14 protein-coding genes are annotated in these 14764 nt (G+C 70.3%); 5 read left to right on the forward strand and 9 right to left on the reverse strand.

Annotated features, from left to right (window positions below; all coding sequences use genetic code 11):
* Positions 1–21: 21 nt before the first annotated feature.
* Positions 22–1485, reverse strand: coding sequence for a DUF7345 domain-containing protein (locus RYH80_RS10535; RefSeq protein ID WP_370903829.1), 1464 nt, complete (start codon positions 1483–1485; stop codon positions 22–24).
* A 158-nt stretch (positions 1486–1643) separates the two neighbouring features.
* On the opposite strand from RYH80_RS10535, the gene RYH80_RS10540 reads away from it, so the two are divergent.
* A complete protein-coding gene (locus RYH80_RS10540) occupies positions 1644–3551 on the forward strand; it encodes a histidine kinase N-terminal 7TM domain-containing protein (RefSeq protein ID WP_370903830.1) in 1908 nt (635 codons plus the stop codon).
* A 58-nt stretch (positions 3552–3609) separates the two neighbouring features.
* Here the strand turns inward: RYH80_RS10540 and RYH80_RS10545 are convergent, their stop codons facing one another.
* Both RYH80_RS10545 and RYH80_RS10550 read right to left on the reverse strand, forming a co-directional pair.
* Positions 3610–4185: a DUF8050 family protein gene (locus tag RYH80_RS10545; RefSeq protein ID WP_370903831.1), complete on the reverse strand. Its 576-nt coding sequence runs from the start codon at positions 4183–4185 to the stop codon at positions 3610–3612.
* Positions 4185–5294, reverse strand: coding sequence for an OBG GTPase family GTP-binding protein (locus tag RYH80_RS10550; protein WP_370903832.1), 1110 nt, complete (start codon positions 5292–5294; stop codon positions 4185–4187). The genes RYH80_RS10545 and RYH80_RS10550 overlap by 1 nt, the downstream gene beginning before the upstream one ends.
* Before the next feature lie 211 nt (positions 5295–5505).
* Here RYH80_RS10550 and RYH80_RS10555 point away from each other — a divergent pair, with 211 nt between their 5' ends.
* Positions 5506–5709 (forward strand): VNG_1110C family protein, encoded by a 204-nt coding sequence (locus RYH80_RS10555; RefSeq protein WP_370903833.1) that lies wholly within the window; start codon positions 5506–5508, stop codon positions 5707–5709.
* 46 nt (positions 5710–5755) lie between these two features.
* Here the strand turns inward: RYH80_RS10555 and RYH80_RS10560 are convergent, their stop codons facing one another.
* Positions 5756–6133, reverse strand: a complete 378-nt coding sequence (locus tag RYH80_RS10560) for a hypothetical protein (RefSeq protein WP_370903834.1) — start codon at positions 6131–6133, stop codon at positions 5756–5758.
* A gap of 200 nt (positions 6134–6333) precedes the next feature.
* On the opposite strand from RYH80_RS10560, the gene RYH80_RS10565 reads away from it, so the two are divergent.
* Entirely contained in the window at positions 6334–6654 is a 321-nt protein-coding gene (locus RYH80_RS10565) for a helix-turn-helix domain-containing protein (protein ID WP_370903835.1), read from the forward strand.
* 68 nt (positions 6655–6722) lie between these two features.
* Here RYH80_RS10565 and RYH80_RS10570 read toward each other — a convergent pair whose 3' ends face one another.
* From RYH80_RS10570 to yciH, 3 genes are all read right to left on the reverse strand, one after another.
* On the reverse strand, positions 6723–7157 hold the full coding sequence (locus RYH80_RS10570; protein ID WP_370903836.1) for a DUF2391 domain-containing protein: 435 nt from the start codon (positions 7155–7157) through the stop codon (positions 6723–6725).
* A 116-nt stretch (positions 7158–7273) separates the two neighbouring features.
* Entirely contained in the window at positions 7274–9715 is a 2442-nt protein-coding gene (locus RYH80_RS10575) for a CARDB domain-containing protein (protein WP_370903837.1), read from the reverse strand.
* A 219-nt stretch (positions 9716–9934) separates the two neighbouring features.
* Positions 9935–10228: a stress response translation initiation inhibitor YciH gene (yciH, locus tag RYH80_RS10580; protein WP_370903838.1), complete on the reverse strand. Its 294-nt coding sequence runs from the start codon at positions 10226–10228 to the stop codon at positions 9935–9937.
* A gap of 281 nt (positions 10229–10509) precedes the next feature.
* On the opposite strand from yciH, the gene RYH80_RS10585 reads away from it, so the two are divergent.
* Both RYH80_RS10585 and RYH80_RS10590 read left to right on the forward strand, forming a co-directional pair.
* Complete coding sequence (locus tag RYH80_RS10585) at positions 10510–10773, forward strand: hypothetical protein (RefSeq protein ID WP_370903839.1); 264 nt, start codon at positions 10510–10512, stop codon at positions 10771–10773.
* Positions 10773–11327 carry a hypothetical protein gene (locus tag RYH80_RS10590; protein WP_370903840.1) on the forward strand — a complete coding sequence of 185 codons (555 nt, stop codon included), beginning with the start codon at positions 10773–10775 and terminating at the stop codon, positions 11325–11327. Before RYH80_RS10585 ends, RYH80_RS10590 begins: the two co-directional genes overlap by 1 nt.
* A gap of 52 nt (positions 11328–11379) precedes the next feature.
* Here RYH80_RS10590 and RYH80_RS10595 read toward each other — a convergent pair whose 3' ends face one another.
* The gene (locus tag RYH80_RS10595) at positions 11380–13698 is read right to left on the reverse strand and encodes a transglutaminaseTgpA domain-containing protein (protein WP_370903841.1); all 2319 of its coding nucleotides are present in this window, start codon (positions 13696–13698) and stop codon (positions 11380–11382) included.
* Positions 13695–14759 carry a DUF58 domain-containing protein gene (locus tag RYH80_RS10600; RefSeq protein ID WP_370903842.1) on the reverse strand — a complete coding sequence of 355 codons (1065 nt, stop codon included), beginning with the start codon at positions 14757–14759 and terminating at the stop codon, positions 13695–13697. The genes RYH80_RS10595 and RYH80_RS10600 overlap by 4 nt, the downstream gene beginning before the upstream one ends.
* Positions 14760–14764: the final 5 nt, after the last annotated feature.

The following is a 14764-nucleotide window of genomic DNA, read 5'->3' on the forward strand; positions in this document are numbered from 1 at the left end:
CCGGCACGACACGGCCCGGCGTCACCCCGTGTCGTCGGCCTCGTCGACGGCCAGGTCGACGACGTTCTCGCGGCCGACGCGGATCTTCTCGATCCGGTCGTCCGACTCCATGTCCGAGAGCACGCGGGAGGTCTTCGAGGCCGACCAGTCGAGTTCGTCGGCGAGCGCGCTCTGGCGCATCCGGCCGCGCTCGCGTGCCAGCGCGCGCTCGACCCGTTCTGCGTCCGTCAACGGCGGTCTGATCCCGTCGAGGACCGACGCGTACGGCTCTGGGAGCCCCTCGTCGTCGTCCGTCCCCGAGTCCGAGTCGGTGTGCTCGTCCGTCCCGTCGCCCGCCGCGATGGCGTCCGCCGTCGCGGCGTCCGCTGCCGTCGGCTCCCCGTCGCCCGTCGCCGTCGTCCCGACACTCGGACGACTGGGTGTCGTCGACTCGTCGCCGGCGGACGTGGCGCCCGACTCGCCGCCCGCCCCTCCCGTGGACGTGTCGGCCTCCCCGTCGCCACCGCGGGTCTCCACGTCGGCACCGTGGGTCCCCGTGCCGCCGGTGCCGTCCGGCGGTGCTCCGTCGTCTGGCGGTGTTCCGTCGCTCCGTGTCCCACCGCCGAACGATCCGTCGCCGCCGAACGGACCACCGCCGCGGACGGCCAACGCCACCACCGCGGCGAGGACCAGCGCCACCGCGCCGACGAGGAGCCACGGCACCCCACCGCCGCCGTCGCCGCCGGCGGTCGCGGGCCCGGTCGTGACTGTCGCGGGCGTCGGCGTTCGCGTCCGTGTCCGTGTCGCCGTCCGAGTGGGTGTGTCTGCCGGCCTCGCGGCGACGAGCGGCCGCCCGTCGGCGAAACTGAGTCGGCCGGTCCACCGCACCTGCCGCTCGTCGCTCACGGAGGGGGTCGGCGTCGCACGGTCGACGACGTAGTCGGACGGCGCGACGACGACCAGCGAGTCGTTGTCCGCGAGGTAGTACCCCCCTTCGAACACGTCCCCGGCGACCACGCGGTCACCGTCGGTCTCGGCGAACCCCGTCCACCGGAACCGGTAGGTGACGACGCCGATCCGGCGCGGGACCTGTCTGATCGCGGTCGTCGCCGTCACGTTCGTGACGGCCATCTCGCGACCGGTCTCGTTGGTCGCGTCGGCGACGACCGCGCCGATCCGCTCGCGGAACGTCGTCTCGAACGTCGCCGTGTCGTTGCGGAACTCCGACTGGAACGTCCGGTAGTCGGCGACCTCCGCGTCCGTCTGGAGCCGCGTCTGGTAAGCCAACTCCCAGACGGCCGTCCCGTTCGTGGCCAACTCGATCCGTGTGACGGTGTCGTCGACGGCCGGCTGGTCCGCGGCGGCGGGCACCGGCGGCGGCGCCGCACCGGTTCCGACTCCCGGGAGGGTGGACTGTGTGGCGCTCGCACCGCCGACGGCGGCGACGGGGACGAGCACGGTCGCGAGGACGAGCGTGACGACGGCGACGACCGACAGACTCCGCATTCCCTCGTGGGTTGCGCGGCACCCAGTATAAACTGTCGGCAACCGGTGGCGCTCCGTCCGTCGGTTCGCCACACGTCGACGCGAGACGGCGGTCCCGAGACGGCGACGTGGGGTGGCCGACCGAAAGCTACGTCACGCGGGCGTGTCTCTGTGAGACGATGCCGTCGGTGACCTCCCTCCCGGTGTTGGGCGCGCTCGGAGCGGCCGGGGGGACGGTGTACCTGCTCGTGCGACTCCGTGCGTACAGCGACGCGCCGGGCGCGGACTGGTTCCGGCTCGTCCTCGGGCTCCAGACGGTGTACACGGCCGCGTACGGGATCGGGTTCCTCGTGACGGACCCCGTCTGGCGCGCGGTCGCGGAGGTCGTCTTCTGGGTCGTGTTCGTCTGGATCGGCCCGACGTTCGCCGCGTTCGCCCTGGTGTACACCGGCCGTGGTGGCCTCCTCTCGTCGTGGCCGTTCCGGATCACTGCCGCCGTCACCGCGCTGCTCGCCGTCGTGTTGGCGGCGACACCGCTACACGGCCTCACGTGGACGGAGTTCCGACTGCTCGAGACCGCGGGCGTCGTCGGCGTCACCTACGCACGCGGTCCGGCGGTCTACGCCGCCTTCGTCGTCGGGGCCGTGTCGACGGCGGGTGGTGCGATCCTGCTGTTCGACACCGTCGTCAGCTACGGCCCGCTGTACCGCGGCGAGGCGCTCGCGGTGGGTGTGAGCACACTCCCGCCGGCGGTCGGGGCGACGCTGTGGACGTTCGGCCTCCCGCCGACGGGGGTGAACCTGATGCCGGTGTTGGCGCTGCCGCACGTCGTCTTCGACGCGTACGCCTTCCTCGGCTCGGACATGTTCGAGTTCGACCCCGCGACGCGGCGGGCCAGCGAGCGGGCGGCCATCGACGACGTGGCGACACCGGTGGTCATCGTCGACACCGACGACCGCGTCGTGACGCTCAACACCGCGGGCGAGACGCTGTTCGGCCGCGCCAAGCGGGACGCGCTCGGGGAGCCACTCGCGGAGCTGCTCGACGAGCCGCTGGACCCGGCCGCACCCCCCGAGAGCGTCCCGGTGCGTGTCGACGGCCGCCGGCGGACGTTCACCGTCACCGTCTCGTCGTTGTCGGACACCACCGGCAGGCGAGTCGGACACACGGTGGTGTTGCAGGACGTGACCGAGCAACGCCGTCGCCAGCAGCGGCTGGGCGTGCTCAACCGCGTGCTCCGGCACAACCTCCGCAACGACCTGAGTGTCGTGGAGGTGTACGCCGACCAGATCGCGGCGACGACGGAGGGGGAGCCGGCGCGACTCGCGGACGAGATCCGCACACAGACGGCGGGTCTCGTCGAGTTGGGTGGGAAGGCGCGTTCCGCCGCGGACGCTCTCGACGGTGACGACGAGTCGCGCACTGTCGCGCTCGCTGCCGTCGTCGACGACGCCGTCGGACGTGTCGACGGTATCGGGACCACGACCACCGCGGCGGCCGCCGGAGGGAGCGCGGCCGGGGACGGCGACGGACCGCTATCGCCGGCCGATCTCGGCCCGGTCGCGGACGGTGCGGGTGCGGAGAGTACGGGCGGTGCGGGTGCGGAGAGTGCTGACGGCGAAGCCGAGGAGAGCACGGACGACTCGGCCACGGACGACTCGACGCGGGACCCCTCCGACGCCCCAGCGCCGCGTGTCGTCGTCGACGTGCCGGCGGACCTGCGCCTGACGCTGGACCCGCGGCCGCTCGGGTTGGCCGTCGAGACGCTCGTCGAGAACGGCGTGACCCACGGCGGCGAGACGGTCGTCGTCGCGGCACGACACCACGACGGCGAGGTTGTGGTGTCGGTCGCCGACGACGGCCCGGGGATTCCGGACCACGAACTCTCGCCGCTCGCGGCGGGTCGCGAGACGGCACTCGACCACGGGAGTGGCCTGGGACTGTGGCTCGTCCGCTGGAGTGCGGACGCGCTCGGGGCCGAACTGGACGTGGACACGACCGACGGGACGACGGTGACGCTCCGGTTCTCCGACCGGATCGTCGCGACGGAGTCGGACGACGGCGCGGCCGAGGTGGCCGACGAGTGACGCGTGGGGCCGGCTCTCGACGGCTCCGTTCGGAGTCGCCAGTCGTGGTCGTCGAGTGTCACCCGCCGTCGCCGCGCGAAGCCCCGCGGGCTGCCCGCCCGTCACCACGGAGGTGCCAGCCGGCGACGAGCCACACCGCCAGCGATCCGGTCGGGTAGCCCGTCCGCGTCGGCTGGACGCCGAACTCCAGCGCCACCAGCGCGTTCACCACACCCGCCAGCGCGAGCAGCCCGACGGTGACGCGTCTGTCTTCGAGTCCGACACCCGCACTCGCGGCACTCGCCAGCGCCAACAGCCAACAGCCGGTCGCGGTGACCCACTGGACGAGCACCGGCGGCCCGGCGAACAACGGGTACGCCCACAGCCACTGGACGGTCACGGCCGGCTCGAAGCTCACGCCACCCCACGCGAACCGCAAGAACACCTCGCCGCCGGTGAACCGCTGGACCGACCACGGCACGACTCCGGCCACGAGTACCGCGACGACCGCGACGAGCGGTCGCCGAGTTGGAGGATCCGTGCCGACCGACCCACTGTCGTCCGCTCGCGCGTCGGTGTCGGCCGACCCACCGTCGTCCGCTCGTGCGTCGGCATCGACCGACTCACCGTCGTCCGCTCGCGCGTCGGCGGCCATCACTTCCGGGCGACGATCCGCAACACGTCCTCGTCGGCCAGTTCGTGTGTCCGCCCGACCTGCTGTTCGTCGTGTTTCGCACTCGGCCCCGACACGCGGGCGAACTTGAACCGGTCGTCGAACTCGCCGCCGATCTTCTCGCAGGCGTCGTCGACCGTCGCCCCCTCGAAGAGGATCAGCGGCTCCTCGTAGTCGACCCCCCGTCCGGGCTTGTCCATGTAGATCCGGATCAGACCGAGCTCCTCCCAGAGTCGGTCCTTCAACCCGTCCATCCCGCGTTCCTCCTCGGCGGAGATGAAGACGACCTCCTCGGGGTCGAGCCCCCGGTCGCGCAGTTGCTCCTTCACCGTCGGGAGGTAGTCGCGGTCGATCAGGTCCGCCTTGTTCACCGTCACCATCGACGGGAGGTACTCTCGGTTGTCCATCACGGCGTCGACCAACTCGTCGATGGTGAGGTCGTGGGGGATGGTGACGACGGCGTTGACGTAGCCGTACTCGCGGAGCACGTCTTTCACCGTCTCCTCGGCGAGCGTCACGTCGTCGCCCATCGTCACCTGGATGCCGTCCTTGTGCGTCTTCCGGATGTTGACGTTCGCGGGCTCGGTGTCCAGCCGGATGTTCGTGTCGTACAGCTCCTCGGAGAGCCGGTCGTACTGTTCGATCTCGAACACCGAGAGGACGAACACCACGAGGTCGGCCGTCCGGACGACGGACAACACCTCCTTCCCGCCGCCGCGGCCGCCCGCGGCCCCCTCGATGAGCCCCGGTACGTCCAGCATCTGGACGTTCGCGCCGCGGAACTGCAACATCCCGGGGTTCACGTCCAGCGTCGTGAACTCGTAGGAGCCGGTCTCGCTGTCGGCGTTCGTCAGGGCGTTGATCAGCGTCGACTTCCCGACGGAGGGGAAGCCGACCAGCGCCACCGTCGCGTCGCCGTGTTTCTCGACGGCGTAGCCGTGGCCGCCGCCCGCGGAGGACTGGTTCTCGAGTTTCTCCTTCTTCTCCGCGAGCTTCGCCTTCAGCCGACCGATGTGTGCCTCCGTCGACTTGTTGTACGGCGTCTCGGCGATCTCCTCGCGGAGGTCCTCGATCTCCTCTTCCAGTCCCATCGCTCGTCGTGGAGTCGGTGGGCCGTCGGTGAAAACGCTTCCCTTCGGCCCCGCTGGCCCGCCGATCTCCACGCTCGCCGGTCCCCGGTCCCGTGGTGTCGCCGCCCGCTCGCGGGGGTCACCCGCTGTCGTTCCGTCTACGTCTCTCGGTCTCGGGCGACGACTCTTCGGTACGTTCTTACGTCGTGGCAAGAAGTCGTAGCCGTGCACCATGCCGGACCCCGCGCGGCTCCGTGACAGCACACAGATCGTCCTCCCTTGTGATGCGCTGGATGGGGTTCGGGAGCAACTGGAGGCGGAGTTCACCGTGACGGTCCACTCGCGAGACGGGGACAACTGTCAGATCATCGCCAGTCCCGTCGAGATCACCGAGGTGGCGAAGTTCCTGACGCGACACGGGATTCCGGTGGAGTGAGCGACCGTCGAGAGTGTCGAGTGGCTGTGCCCCAGTCGACTCGCAGCTACGGCCACTCCACGAGTGTCTCGGTCGGGCGCTGTGTCTCTTTGAACCCGCCGTCTACACGCTGGAAGCGAGAGACCGTCGCCTCGATCCGGAACTCGTCGTACCCTGCTTCGTCCCGGAGGAAGTACGCGACCGCGACGCGTCGGTCGCCACGCATTCTGACGTACTCGTCGTCGCTCTCGCTCCACGCGAGGAAGACCACACCCTGCGACCGCAACAGCGGTCGGAGGAGACGTCTCGCCTCGCCGATCTCCGAGTCCGCGAACGAAGCGCGGAGAGCGGTCTCGAACTGTACCCGCCCGCCCCAGCCGTGCATCCGGGCCAGTCGCCACACGAACCGTCCGAGCAACTCTCGCCGCCGCTCACCACGTGTCACGGCGGGGTGTCGTGTGGCGTTCGGTTTCAGTATTGTGAATCTCGTTGTGCACAGTGTGATATAGCTACAGCATACGTGTCGAGATCACCGACACGATACACAAACCTATAGTGCACTGGGTCCCGACCGTCGAACAGTGATACACGACAGACGAGCGTCTCCGACCACAGTGTGTCGTCACGCTACCGGGGTGATCGGCAGTGGCGACCGGTGACCCCCACGGGACGGCCGAAGAGGCCACACCGACCGGTTGGGCGGCGATCACTGGGACACCCGCAGTGAGTGCCATCGTCGACACGTTACTGGATCTCCCCGCGGAACGGGAGTTCAACAAGAGTGAACTCGCGGAACTGGCGGGCGTGAGTCGCAACACCGTCGGGAACCACATCGACACGCTCGAAGCCGTCGGCCTCGTCACCGAGGTCTCGCACGCACACCGCTACCGCGTCGACACCGACTCTCCGGTGTTCCGCGCGGCGACCGAACTCGACGTCGCGGTCCGGGACGAGCTCCGAGAGTAGCGAGGGCGGCGGAGACGGGGGTGTCGTGAGAGTCGCGAGAGCCGCTTCTTGGTGCGGACGGGGTCGACTCAGAACAGCGAGTCAGCGGTGGCGGCACCGATCACGGAGAAGACGCTGGCGACGCTGACGGCCTTCACGGTCACCCACGCGATGGTACGGAGGTCCTCGCCGAACAGCGGGACGAGGAACGTGCCCGGGGCGTCGAACGCCAGCGCCAACACGAGCACGGAGAGGTACGACACCGAGACCAACGAGAGGAACCGCACCGGCACCCCCGCCACCTCGGCCTCCCGGTCCGGGTCGCGGTCGGAGTCGGCCCGGTAGAGCGCGGCGTAGCCGATGGCGAACACCAACCCGACGGTGACGAGCGCCTGGTACCACGCCATTCCGATCGCCAGATCCCACACCTCCTGTGTGACGACGAACGGGCCGGCGAGGAGGAACCCCCCCACCGCCTGCTGGAACGTGTCCGTGACGGCGTACCGAGGGTTTCGCCCGACCATACCGTCCGCGACTCGGCCCACCGACAAAACACCGACGGAGCGGGGACACTCGGGAGAGGTCGCGTCACACCGGAGCGGGGACGCCCGGGAGAGATCGAGCGACGCCGGAGCGCCGATCAGTCGCCGCCACGCCCGCGACGCCCCGCGAGTACCGACACCGCGAGCAGCGCCGCCGCGGCGACCACGCCGCCGAACCCGGACGCACCGGTCGAACTCCCGCCGGCGTCCGACCCGTCGGTGCTGTCGCCCGTCGCGCCGCCGTCCGTCGGTGTCTCACCGCCGCCGCTCGTGGTCCCACCGTCGCCACTCGCCGTCTCCTCGGCGTCGTCGGACGCAGTCGCCGTCGGCGTCGCCGCCCGGACCGTCACCGATTCGCCGCCCGCTCGCAGGGTGTACTCGCCCGTCGACGGGAGCCGAACGGTCGCGGTCGAGCTCTCCGAGCCGCCGGGTGCCAGCCGGACCGGGAGCGACGCGACCACCTCGCCGTCGCGTGTCACGCGGACCGGTCCGTCGGCGGGGTAGTCGGCGGGGTTCGCGGTCTCGACCGTCACGCGGACGGCTCCGCCGGGATCGGTCGTCGTCCGGTTCGTCTCCAGGCCAGTGACCGCTGGCGTCGCCGGCTCGCGCACTCGGAGTCGGAGCACCTCCCTGTCGACCGAGAGGGTCACCGGACCGGGCTCGCGGACGGTGTACGACACCCGTTCCGTCGCCGTCTCGCCGGGGGTGAGTCGCCCGGTGCGGTTCGCCAGCGGCTCTCCGTCGACCGCCGCGACGAGTCGGTAGTCGCCGGCCGCGTCACCGTCGTTCGACACCGTCGCGCGGACCGTCACCGTCTCGTTCGGGACGACGGTCGCGCCCGGTCGGAGGCCACTCGTCTCGCGGTACGGCCCGGCGACGGAGACGCCTGTCACCGTCGTCCGGAACAGTGCCACCGCACCGAACAGCCGGGAGTGAGTCGTCCGGTCCCACACCGCCGGTCGCGCCGTCGTCGTCGTGTACCGGTCACCCTCGCCCGCGACGGTGTCGTTCCCGGCGCTCGCCAAGTACGACCGGAACTCCGTGCCCGTCACCCGGTCGTCCGCCTCGTTCATCCGTCGCAACACCGTGTCGAACGTCGCCGTCCGGTCGCTGGCGGCCCGCAGTCGCCGGTCGAGCGCTCCGGCGACGAGTGCGCCCGTCCGGTACTGTGCGCCGTCGATCCACGTCCCGGGGTCGGACAGTCGCACGTCGTCGTACCGGGGCGCGGTGCCGCGCTCCAGCAGCTCCGCGAACGCGCCGAACTCGGCGAGTCCGTCCGCCAGCGCCAGTCGCGCCGCGAGGTAGTCGGCCGACCCCTCCGTCACCCACTCGGTCTCGGTGGTCGGCTCGTAGTCCTGCCGCGTGTGGACGTACTCGTGGAGCCAGACGTTGTCGGCACCCGCCAGCGAGGCGTCGGCCCGCACCCAGTAGTCGGCGTCACCCGTCTGGACGCCGCCCGGGCCCCAGTCGACGCTCGTCGGTGCGGCGACGAGGAACACTCGGTCGTCGCGGTCCCCGACACGCAACCGGCCGGACGCCGCGGCGGTGGCGTCGAGCACGCGCTCGGGTGTCGCGGCGAGGTCGGCGGCGGCCGGCACCACGAGCCGGAACTGTTGGTCGTTGGCCGTCCGCGTGTACGTCTCGTGCGCGCCGAGGAACGCGATCGCGTCGCCGACGGCTCCCTCGCCGTCGACACGTGCCCGGTCGCGGAACGTCGGTGCCCGCTCGTCGCTCGGGTACGTCCAGTCGACGCCGTAGCCGGGGAGGTCGACGACGGCCCACGGCCCGGTGTCGACGAACGCGTAGTTCCCGGTCGCAGCCGTCTCGCGTGTCGTCCGGTGGCTCGTCGCCACCCCGGTTCCGTGGATCGCGTGGCGTCCCGTCGTCACCGGGGCCTCGTGGAGCGAGCGCTCGCCCGCCGTCACCGGTCGCTCGCGACGAGCGGCGTCGGTGATCGTGTCTTCGAGTCCCGCACTCCCCGTGACGTTTGCTCGGTACCGGACGGTGAGCGAGGGGTCACTCGTCGACTCGTCCCACCGCTCGCGACCGTCGCTCCCGGCCTCGAAGCCGTCCCGCGAGACGACGGAGACGCGATCCCCGAACCGGACCGTCAGCGACGAGAGGTACGACGGCAGCGTGTAGTCGTACGTGATTCGGACGACACCCGGCTCCGACGGCGTGAGCGACAGAGTCGCCGTCTGGACGATCTCGTGGTCCGACAGCGCCGCCGCTCCAGTGTGCTCGCTCGTCGCACCCGCGGTCCCCGTCCGGGCGCTCTCCCGTACCGTGCCGTCCGTGTCGCGTGTGTCGACCCCGCCGTGTTCGGTTCCGGTGGTCCCCCGAGTCGTGGCGTCGGCGCTACCGGACGAGTGTGTTCGGTCACCCGCGCGTGTGGAGTCGGTGCCGATCGGGTCGTCGCCTCGTTCGACGGTTCCACCGGTGTCGACGGCGCCGGCGACGGGTCCGGTCACGAGACAGACGACGAGCCAGCCGACCAGCAACGACCGCACGGGTGTGTGCATCCCTCGGGCGGTCGGCACCGCGGACACTTACCTCCGACGGCGTCGGCGGTCGGCACTGTAGACACTCACCGCCGGTGGCGTCGGTGGTCGGCACCGTAGACGCGCACTTCCAGTGACGCCGGCCGACGGCACCGCAGAGACGCGCTCCCGCCAGCGTCGCCACTGGCGCGGTGACGGATCGAGAACGGAGCCGTCGAGCGGCGTGGCGCTCGACGTGCGGGCGTCAGGTACGGTGGGTCACGCGACGTTGTACCCCTTGTCGCGGAGGAAGTCCTCCACGCGGCCGGTGTGGTTCCCCTGGAGTTCGATGGAGCCGTCCTCGACGGTCCCACCACAGGCGAACTTCGACTTGAGATCCGACGACAGCGAGTCCATGTCGACGTCGCTCGGATCGAATCCCTCGATGATCGTTACCTCCTTGCCGTACCTGCGCTCGTCGATGCGGACGTTGATCTCCTGAGACTCCTTGGCCACGTCCTCACAGACGCAGAGCTCGTCAGGCAGTCCGCACGTCGAGCATACCTCGGACATTCCGCCTTGAAGTATTGCGGCGTCGTATTAAACAGTTCGGGTGTCGCCCCCGTCTCACCGGTGTTAGTCGACTCCGGGTGCGCTGTGGACTCGCCGACAGTGTCCCAGCGAACCTCCCGTCTGCACCGCTGGCGTGGGTGAACTTCACCTCGGTCCTGTAGGCACCGCTCACGTCGTCACCAGTAGACCGGGGGATTTTCACTCGACAATCACATCCAACTATTCGGCCAAACCGATAAGAGGCTGCGCACTCGTGAGTCGTACAGACGGTAGAGTCAACTATGAGCAAGGAACTCGCCGAGAAGCTCGATTCAGCGGCCGGTGCGCCTCCAGCAGCGCGCGAGCGGTTCGAACGAGCCCGGTCCATGCTCGTGGTCGCTGACATCGATTGGGAGAAGCGCTTGGAGACGAGCCAGATTCGGTCTGAAGATGGAATTCTCAACTTTTTCCACATCACAGATGGCGAGAGTTCTCTCGATGCGGGCTCGTCGACCACGATAGATCTCCCCGATGTCAACGACACTGAAACAGAGACGGAACCGTGATGTCGACGCCGGTCGACGTACTCGACACACAGATTCTCGTCTACGGGGCCACCGAGTCCGAGCAGTGGGCTGTCGACATTCTCGAGGAGTTACTGTGCGGGGATCGGGTTGCGTACATTCCCCGTTACGTGCTCGCGGAGTTCGCGCGTGTGATGCGGACCGAGTTTGTCGAGCCAGCCCGGTTTGTCATCGAATCACTCGGTCGAAGCGACACCGTTGCTGCTGCCCACATTCGTCAAGTCGCAGACATCGATATTCCGACGACACGGAACACGGCGACTGCACGAACACTGGCAAGAGTCTGTGACATGGAACCGAAAGACGCACCGGTGTTGGCCGCCGCTGCGAACCTCTCTGAGTTTCTCACGACAGTCAATACTGACCACTCGAACGTCCGGCTCGCCGAGGCGTACGTACTGTTGAACATCCTGGATAGAGCAGGTGTCAACCCAGATCAGGTGTATCCACGGCTCCTCACGAACGAGCAGCCGTTCGTCGGCCGACCGCTCTCTGATCTGCGTCTCGGTCGGCTGACGATCAAGCACGTCCCTTAGTGTGGGTTCTCTCCCGTCCAGCGAGGCCTCCGGGAGAGATTTCCGTGGTCGATCACGACCCCCGACGCAGTCGCCCGAGCACCGGCAGGTCGTCGTGAACCAGTCCGTCGACCGTCTCGACGACGCGTTCGGCCTCGGTCGCGGAGACGCCGGCGCCGTAGTGGGCGCGCTCGAACGTCCGAGCGACGCGCTCGGCGTCGCCGTCGAGTCCGCGGTGTCGCATCGCGGCGACGTACTGCCGTGGCGTCTCGCCGGGCCGTCGCTGGCGGTAACGGCGCTCTGCGAGCCCTTCGAGTCGCCGGTAGGCTCGTTCGACGGCCGCGTCCGGCTCGTCGAACGACGGCTGGTACACCAGCCAGAGGAACCGGTAGGCACGACTCGTGAGGCCGAACCGTCGCGCACTCGCGACCGCACCCACGAGTGCGGCGAGTCCCAACACCGCCTCGCGGCGCGTCGGGAGCGGACTGCCGTCGTCGGACTCGCTCTCGCCGGTCCCGGTGGTCGTCACACCCAACTCCGCACCGAAGTCGCCGGGGTCGGCACTCGCGTTACTCGCCGTCGCCGAGCCGGCGATCTGCGCGAGTCCACGCGGGGTCCCGGGGTCACCCGGGTCCGTCGCGGGCGTCTCGTCGACGGTCACCGTCGGCGGCGGCGTGGTGTACACGCCGTCCGCGGAGCCGTTCAGGTCGACCCCCGACGTGCCGCTGGCGCGAGCCGACTCGACGGCGGACCGCTCGGCCGCACTACGCTCCGTCGCGGGTGTCGGGTCGAACCGCACCCACCCGACGTCCGGGAAGTACACTTCGACCCAGGCGTGTGAGTCCAACCCGCGGACGACGTACTCCTCGGGCCCGACGCGCTGCCCGGTCGTGTAGCCGGTGACGAACCGTGCCGGGATCCCCTGGGTGCGCAGCATCGTCACCATCGCCGTCGCGAAGTACGTACAGTAGCCCGCGTCTCGCTCGAACAGGAACGTCTCCGCGATGTTCCCGCCGGGGTTGGGGACGTCCAGCGAGTACTCCTTCGTCGACTCCAGGTACCGCTCGACGGCGACCGCGGCGTCGTACGGTGTCGACGCACCCGCCTCGGAGAGCACCTCTGCCGTCCGCTCGTCGACGCGCTCGGCGGTGCTGTCCGGTGTCCGCGTGTACCGGGCGTACAACTCGGACGGGTAGTCGGTGCCGGCGCGGCGGAGTTCGCCGGTCGTGTACTCCGGTCGCTCGGAGACGACGGTGTACGTCTCGTTGTCCTGCAGCGACGTGGCGGGTGCGAACCCGTCGTTGCTCGTCACCTGTGTGATCTCCCGTGTCTCGCCGCTGATGCTCGTCGGCCGCCACAGCGCCGGGATCGCGCCGAACGACCCCTTCACCGTGTACGTCTGCTCGACGGAGACGCTCTCACCCGGCGGCCCCTCTACCGTCCCGGTGTACTGTGTGGACTCGCCGCTGCGGACCCAGCCGCTGCCGGTGTAGCGGTCGTACGAGCCGACGCGCCAGTACCCCGGCTCCTCGGACTCGACGGTGAACCGCACCTCCGGCGAGAGGGTGATGCTCCCGAGCACGGACACTCGGTCGCTGTTGGCGACGAGACTCGACTCGACGGACGGCGACGGGCCGCCCGGCACGACCGGGTTCGCGCCGCCGCCGACCACCGTCAGCGAGGTGACGACGACCATCGCGGCGACGATCACCGCGACGGTGTCCCACTGCGCCTCCAGTCCCCGCAGTCCGGCCGTCGAGAGCCCGGCGAGCCCGAGGGTGAGCGCGCCGCCGACCGCGGCGGCCAACGCGAGACCGGCACCGGCGTCGCTCGTGAGGACGAAGAAGGCGGTCGTCGCGGTGGCGACCGTCGCCGCCCAGACGTGCCGTCGCCGGCCGACGAGGTACGCGACGAGGAACGTCGGCCCGGGGACGAGCGTCACCGCCCACGTCCCGGCGTTGATCAGCCGCAGGACCGAGAGTCCGGACACCAGCGCGAACACGTCCTGCAGGACGCGGCTGGCGGTGAACAGCGCCCGTTGACTCTCCGGGACGGAGAGGAAGTACGCGACGAGCCCGAGCGCGAACCCGCCGACGGCCACCGCGAGCGCGGTTCGCTCGCGCAGCTGGGTGGCCGCGACGAGCCCCAGCGTGGCGGTCACGCCGACCTCGAGCAGGAGGAACTCACCGCCGCCGACCACGTCGGTGATCCCGTAGAAGGCGGCGACGAACGCCCCCGTGGCGAGCACCACGCCCACCGTCGGCGGCGACCGCACCGCCCCCAGAACCGCCGACCCATCGTCGTCCGTCTCCGGTTCCGTGGTCCGCCGTCCGCTGTGGGTCCTCCCGCCGGTCGACACACGACTCCCGGGCTCCGGGCGTGCGCGGCTCACGCCGCCACCTCCCGCCCGTCGTCCGGTCGCGGGGCGGTGTGGTCGGTCGAGAGTCGCGTGGCCGGTGCGCGGTCCGCACGCAGCGACTCGAAGGTCGTCTCGCTGTCGCCGACCGTGATCGTCGTCTCCGACTCCGTCCCGAACACGACCACGTCGGCGTCCTCCGTCCGGACGCGACCGGGACCGACGGTCGCGAGTCGTTCGAGCAGCTGGGTTCGACTCCCGCGGTCGGACCCGGCGGTGACGGCGCCGCCGGGCAGCGTCACCTCGACGGGGACGCCGTCCTCGATCAGCGTGAGCGCCAGCGAGGCGGTCGCCGAGGCCATCCCGTCGGCACCGCCGGCCTCTGCGCCGGCCGCCAGCGTCACCGCCTCCGTCTCCGCCTCCGCGGCGAACTCCTTGACGATCAGTTCGTCGCGTTTCGCGGTCGTCTTCCAGTGCACGTCCCGCAGCGAGTCGCCGTCCGTGTACTCGCGCAGGCGGTCGAACTCGGAGCGCTCCTCGTGGATGCCCGTCTCGTGGAGCGCACGCAGGTCGCGACGCGCCCACCGCGCGATGGCGAACAGTTCCGGGTACGCCAACACGGTGTCGGTCCCGTCCGTCTCCAACTCCCGCTCCAGCAGTCCGAGCACGTCGCGAGCGGCGACGGTCGCCGGACCGAGAACGTGCTCACCGCGGGCTTCGTACGTCACCTCGTAGGTGACGGGTTCGCTCCCGACGACGGTCTCCACCGTGGTATCCTCGGCGGAGACGCCGTCCGGCAGCGTCTCCGTGACCCGACCGACGAACGGCCGCGCGAGCGGTTCGGCGGTCCCGCCGACGCCGCTGCGTTCCACGAAGTCCAGTTCCACGGTCCCGCCGCGACCGACGTGGTCGTCGCCGGGCGTCTCCCGGACGGCCTCGGGGGCCGTCGCCCGCGACACTTGGAAGTACGCGGCGACCAGCGCCACGACGCCGGGGACCACCAGCGCGTTCAGCGCTCGCGGGCCGTACAGTGCCGCGGAGCCGACCGCGAGCACGCAGCCGACGAGCACCGCCTTGCCGCGTCGTGTGAGTCGCACGTCCA

It is taken from the genome of Halobaculum sp. MBLA0147 (assembly GCF_041361345.1).
GTDB lineage: Archaea > Halobacteriota > Halobacteria > Halobacteriales > Haloferacaceae > JAHENP01.